At 57.7% G+C, this 6,000-nt stretch carries 5 protein-coding genes; 1 reads left to right on the top strand and 4 read right to left on the bottom strand.

Annotation, left to right across the window (positions count from 1 at the left end; genetic code table 11):
* From AC13C8_RS13865 to parC, 4 genes are all read right to left on the bottom strand, one after another.
* The coding region (locus AC13C8_RS13865; protein ID WP_482846092.1) for a GTP-binding protein at positions 1-186 on the bottom strand (186 nt) is incomplete at its 3' end.
* Positions 187-358: 172 nt separating this feature from the next.
* Entirely contained in the window at positions 359-1,534 is a 1,176-nt protein-coding gene (locus AC13C8_RS13860; protein WP_482847864.1) for a M48 family metalloprotease, read from the bottom strand.
* Entirely contained in the window at positions 1,531-2,706 is a 1,176-nt protein-coding gene (locus tag AC13C8_RS13855) for a DUF898 family protein (protein ID WP_482847863.1), read from the bottom strand. The genes AC13C8_RS13860 and AC13C8_RS13855 overlap by 4 nt, the downstream gene beginning before the upstream one ends.
* A 3-nt stretch (positions 2,707-2,709) precedes the next feature.
* Positions 2,710-5,043, bottom strand: a complete 2,334-nt coding sequence (parC, locus tag AC13C8_RS13850; protein ID WP_482847861.1) for a DNA topoisomerase IV subunit A — start codon at positions 5,041-5,043, stop codon at positions 2,710-2,712.
* A gap of 237 nt (positions 5,044-5,280) precedes the next feature.
* Here parC and AC13C8_RS13845 point away from each other — a divergent pair, with 237 nt between their 5' ends.
* Entirely contained in the window at positions 5,281-5,874 is a 594-nt protein-coding gene (locus tag AC13C8_RS13845) for an SH3 domain-containing protein (RefSeq protein ID WP_482847860.1), read from the top strand.
* Positions 5,875-6,000 lie beyond the last annotated feature (126 nt).

Genomic DNA, 6,000 nt, shown 5'->3' with positions numbered 1-6,000 from the left:
ATGCGCCGTCGAGATCGTGATACCACGTGCTTTCTCTTCCGGTGCGCCGTCAATCTGATCATACGCCTTGAAGTCACCAAAATACTTGGTAATCGCAGCGGTCAGCGTCGTCTTGCCGTGGTCAACGTGGCCAATCGTGCCAATGTTGACGTGCGGTTTGGAGCGTTCAAACTTTTCCTTAGCCATGTGCCATAAGCCTTGTGTCTGATGGGGTTTCGCCGAACCCGGGTTCAATATCGCGCGCTGACTACTCGTTCACGTCGGGAAAATCAAGGCTTCCGTGGCCCGTATGGTCCGGAAACATACGATTGTTTCATTTCGGAATCCCCGAACCGTCGTATGACTTTGCAACATGGACCTAGTCGCTGCCGGGCCAAGCCTTTTTGTCCGGCAAAGTCGGGTCAGATCGCGCCGCGGGTTCGCGACTGCAAACCGTCTGCAAGGATCGCCAGGCGCTGGGTTCAAGGATGGACCCATAGGTCCGACCGTCAACCACCGCCGCCTGCGCCGCCGCGATCCGTTTACCCATCTGCGGATGCGACATGAAATGGGCTACAATCCCTTCGGCATCGCCATATTCCGCCAACAACCTTTCAAACATTGTGCCCAGCGCCGCAGGTGACACGCCGGCATTGTCCAACAGGTTATAGGCATAGTCGTCGGCGGTAGCCTCGGCCGATTGGCTATAAGATGCATTGATCAGTTGATTTGCCAGGAAAAGTGCGATTGTCCCGCCAGCGAAATCGCCAAACAGAAGACCCAGCACGCCCAGTGAGCCAGCCGACCGCAGCGCATCGCGAGTCGGGTCGCGGTTTACGACATGGCCAATTTCATGGGCCAGAACGGCTGCAATCTCTTCCGGGTTTTCGGCCTGTTCGATCAATCCGCGGAAAAAGACAATACGTCCACCCGGCAAGGCAAACGCGTTGATCATGTCGTGATCAAGAATGTGAATCTGGACGTCATATGGCAGATCGGATGCCGGGTTCAGGCTGTCATACATGGCCTGCATCGCCGCGTTCCCGGCGGGCGCTTCGCAGATCGGCGTTCCAACCAGCCCGGTTTCGTCCAACGCCAATCGGATTTGTTCGAATGTGGTGTCACCCAACGCCTTTTCGCCCTCGGGCGGCAACATCACGGCCAGTTGCGCGGCCATCATCGGGACCAGCACGAAGATGATCGCCGCCACTGATGCGGCCGCGCCGCCCGCCCATGTCACCAGCTTGGAGACCGGGATTGCCCGGTCGCGCTTTTTCAGATGTGGCGCGCGGGTTCGAAGCTGAGCCTCAACATTCTTATCCCGAAGGTAAAGCCGCGCGATATTGTCGCCAGAGCGACTGACCACCAACGCATCCGTGTCCGCCTGATCGGGTTCGGCCCGCAACTCAGCCCAGCGCCAGATCAGCGACTGGCCATCGGGCTGCGCAAGCTCAAGCCCATCTGCCAGAAGGCGCACCGAAACGCGCTTCAAAACGGCGCGTTCCCCGGCAACAAAATCCGCAAAAGTGGTGGCGGCTGATTGTGTTTCGGTCAAATTGCTGCCCCCACGTCCAAGGCTTCGGCAAACCCTTCTGCTTCGGCAAACTCATCACGGTCACGTTGCACGATCTGGTGCAGATCTCCGGCGTTCAGAATCTGTGTCACCTCTGCAAAATGCGCGGCGATCGGCAGCGTGATCCAGGCATGGGTCATCGCCCGATACCCGAGGAAGATCGCGAAGTAGACGATGATCAACACGGGAGTGCCGGCCGTTAGCATTGCTTCGAACTGTTCGGGGTTCTCGATATCAACTCCTACACCCCCGACCGCAACCAGAATGATCCCCGTGACGATAAGGGCCAGACCCGTGAAGACCAAATAAATCAGAAACCAGCCCAGCGCATAGATGCCCACAATGGTCCAGGGCCGCGGGGATGTGCGAAATCGCATCGCGCCCAGCTTTTTCGTCTCGGTCATGCGCTTGAAACTGTCGGCACGCCAATAGGCCAAGCCATAAACAAACCACGGCACTGTCAGCACAAAGGTCACAAGCCAGGCCGAGTTCTCAAATGCGGCGGCCATTCCCCCGGCAACTGCGGACAGTCCAAGCGGATAGTAAATGTGCTTCATGGAGCCGAACAGCATTCCACGCCGCCCGCCCTGAACAAATATCTGATCGCCATAATAGGTGTGACCAACCCGATACTTCTCAAGCCAAAGCGTGGTCAGCGGCCACGCCAATCCGGCCGTCAGAATGGCAAGCCCCCAATGCACCATGGCGCGCCACGCATAGCCCCATGCCCCCGGCTCCAACCCGAAGCGAATACCCCGCCAGCGGGTGCGCGCCAAGATATAGCGGCGCGCGCGATATTGCGCGAAGAATACGATAGGCGCCAAACCTGCCAGGCTGAGAAGATAGGCTGCGACGTTTCCATTAAGCAGCGCAAAGCTGACATACATCAGTAGAAGGTTCACGACGCCGATGTAAAACGCCATGAAAACCACGGCGACCAGAAAACCCAGAAGTTTCTCCAGCGGGTCGCCTACATATTCCAACGGTATGCCGCCGGGACGGATGGCGCTCCAGTAATATCGGCGCAGACGGGTCTTGGCCCAGAACCGATAGAAGCCCAGCGTCAGGATGGTCAGGATGCCAGTTCTAAGCGCCAATCCCAGCATCGGACCTTTGCGTCCCGAGTATGTGATATGCAGAGTGGCCGGCGGCATTGGTCAGTCAAACTTGTTGTCACGCGGGAAACCGTGTGGCGGAGCTTTACCTACTCCGGCGCGCTTGCCCAACCAGGGCGACATATTCACCTCGGTCCGGGTGCGGTCGCCGGTGGCGGGCCATGAAAGCCCGACCTCCCAATCAAAGGTCTTGGCATCGGACAGCCCGCCATCCAGTTCAAGCACGCCCTGCTTGCCGCGGGCGCTGTGGTATTTCTGGAGTCGCACGCCTTTGCCGCGTGTCATCTCGTTGATCTCGGCCACCGGGAACACCAGCAGCTTGCGATTCTCGGATACGATTGCGACGTGATCGCCTTCGACCGGTTTGCAAATCTTAGCCCGCGCATCGCCCACGTTCAGCACCTGCTTGCCGTTCTTGGTCTGCGCCAGAACATCGTCTTCGTTGACGATAAACCCGTTCCCTTCGGTCGAGGCGACAAGCAACCGCCGTCCGGGCTGGTGGATAAACAGGTCTATGATCTCGGCCTCGTTCGGCAGATCGACCATCAGGCGCAGGGGTTCGCCCATGCCCCGCCCGCCCGGCAGACTGGCCGCGGAAAGTGTGAAGAATTTGCCGTTCGAATCAAATACAAGCAGCTTGTCGGTGGTTTCGGCATGAAACACGAAACGAGGCGCGTCGCCGTCGCGGAACTTCAACTCACGCGTCAGGTCGATATGCCCCGACATGGCGCGAATCCAGCCCATTTGCGAACAGACAACTGTGATCGGCTCTTTCTCGATCATCGCTTCCAGCGGTACGTCTTCGACTTCGCCCGCTTCGGCAAACTGGGTGCGACGGGCACCGCCTTCATAATTCTTGCCAAACAGCTTCTTGGTTTCTTTCAACTGGTCAGATATCCGCGCCCATTGAACGTCTTCGCTGTCCAGCAAGTCCTCAAGCCCGGCACGTTCTTCCATCAAAGCGTCACGCTCGCGCACCAGCTCGATTTCCTCCAAGCGGCGCAAACTACGCAGGCGCATGTTCAGAATTGCATCTACCTGAACCTCGGACAACTCGCCTTCGCCCGGTGCCGGGCTGACATAGTCCTCCTCGTTCATCGCGCGGACGTGATCGCGGCCCCAATCCTCGCGCATCAAGGCGGGTTTGGGGTCGTCATCATAACGGATGATGTCGATCACGCGATCAAGGTTCAGGAAGGCGACGATGAAGCCTTCCAGCACCTCAAGCCGGTGGTCGATCTTCTCCATCCGGTGTCGCGAGCGACGCAGCAGCACATCGCGGCGGTGGTCAAGAAACGCGCGCAGCACCTCTTTCATCGAACAGACCTTCGGCGTCACACCGTCGATCAACACGTTCATGTTCAGGCTGAAGCGCGTCTCAAGGTCCGAGTTGCGGAACATCAGGTTCATCAGAAGCTCGGCATCCACATTCTTGGATTTCGGCTCCAGCACAATGCGGATGTCGTCAGCACTTTCATCACGAATGTCACCCAGGATCGGAACCTTTTTGGTCTGGATCAACTCGGCAATCTTTTCGATCAGCTTGGATTTCTGAACCTGATACGGGATCTCGGTCACGACGATCTGCCACTGACCACGGCCCAGATCCTCGATTTCCCATTTACAGCGCAAACGGAATGACCCGCGCCCGGTGCGATAGGCTTGGGCAATGTTCTCGCGTGGTTCAACGATGATGCCGCCGGTCGGAAAATCCGGCCCTGGCACATAGTTCAAAAGCGTATCGTCGCGGGCATCCGGCACCTTGATCAGATGCAAACAGGCGTCGATCAACTCGGCAATGTTATGGGGCGGAATGTTGGTGGCCATCCCGACAGCAATGCCGGACGACCCATTGGCCAGCAGATTCGGAAACTCAGCCGGAAGAACCACCGGTTCCGTCAGACGACCATCATAGTTGTCGCGATAGTCGACGGCATTTTCATCCAACCCGTTCAACATCGCCTCGGCGACGAAGGTCATGCGGGCTTCGGTGTATCGGCTTGCGGCCGGGTTGTCCCCGTCGATATTGCCGAAGTTACCCTGCCCGTCGACCAGCGGATAGCGCACTGCGAAATCCTGTGCCAAACGCGCCATCGCATCATAGATCGCCGCATCCCCGTGCGGGTGAAAATCCCCCATCGTATCACCGGAAATCTTTGCTGATTTCAGGAACTTGCCACCCGATGCCAGCTTCAACCGCGACATCGCGTAAAGGATGCGGCGGTGCACTGGTTTCAATCCATCGCGCGCGTCAGGCAAGGCCCGGTGCATGATGGTTGACAGGGCATAGGTCAGATAACGATCCCCAATCGCCCGGCGCAAAGGCTCGGACACAGAAAGGGACTTTTTATTGCTGTCGTCGGTCAAATCGTTCATAATTGTTGTGTATCGAGTGCTGTGAGAAGGGTAAAGCTACTGTGGGAAAGGATAACGATCTTTCCCCTGATATTTTGGATGACACGGTGTTCATTTTAACACCAGCTAGACGAACTCCAGTTTGAGATATGTCGGTAAGGGGCTGACATTCGGAACCGCGCGCGGGTTTTTGCGTTAAATAGTTGAACAGAAGATCGAAAAGATCTCGTCAAGGGTATTTGGTTAAGGGGAAATATTGTGGGAATTATCAAACTAAGCTGCCTGACAGTCGGGGCGCTTGGCGTCGCGATGGTCCATTTCGGACGGGACGGCGATTTGCCAGTTGATCGTATCGGGCGTGAACCGACGATCGCGCAGGACACGATTGTGCCCGTGTCCGCATCGCTTGATGCTGGGATCTCGGCATCGCCCGAAACCGCAGAGGGTGAAATCATCGCAACGGCGAACGCGGCACCAACCGTTACACCGCCGGTCGCAGCAGCTCCCGCGCGATTGACGGTCGTTCCTGTCACCGTTGAAAACGCGTCTGCACCGCAAACGCCCGCCGAACGTGCAGAAGCGGCGGCCCGGCAGATGGCATCGAAGATTACAAAGCCGGCACCAGCGGCAGCGAGCCTGAAAACAGTGGCTTTTCCAACCGCGCTCGTCAGCGGCACGACTGTAAATATGCGCGCGGGACCGTCGACAAGCTACGGTGTTGTCGCCAGACTGACGCGCGGGACCGAAGTCTATGACATGGGCACCGCCGCCGGTGGTTGGAGCCAGATCAAAGTGGTCGAAACCGGGGAACGTGGCTTCATGGCATCAAGTTTCCTGGACCCTCAATTCTAGCGGCTTTCCGACCACATTGAACGCAGACAAAATAAGCGACCTGCTTGATCCGCCCGTCGTTTTCCGTTGACCCGCCGGAGCCCTGCCGTCTTAGTGTCGCCAACGCAACCAATCAGACAACGCGGT

This window comes from Aliiroseovarius sp. B-4 (genome assembly GCF_056857795.1).
Note: the sequence above shows the minus strand (reverse complement) of the source record. Positions and strands in the feature narration are given on the sequence as shown.

Bases quoted from the DNA above. Each gene is read 5' to 3' on its own strand.
- AC13C8_RS13855 (WP_482847863.1), bottom strand. From the start codon at position 2,706: ATGCCGCCGGCCACTCTGCATATCACATACTCGGGACGCAAAGGTCCG.
- parC (WP_482847861.1), bottom strand. From the start codon at position 5,043: ATGAACGATTTGACCGACGACAGCAATAAAAAGTCCCTTTCTGTGTCC.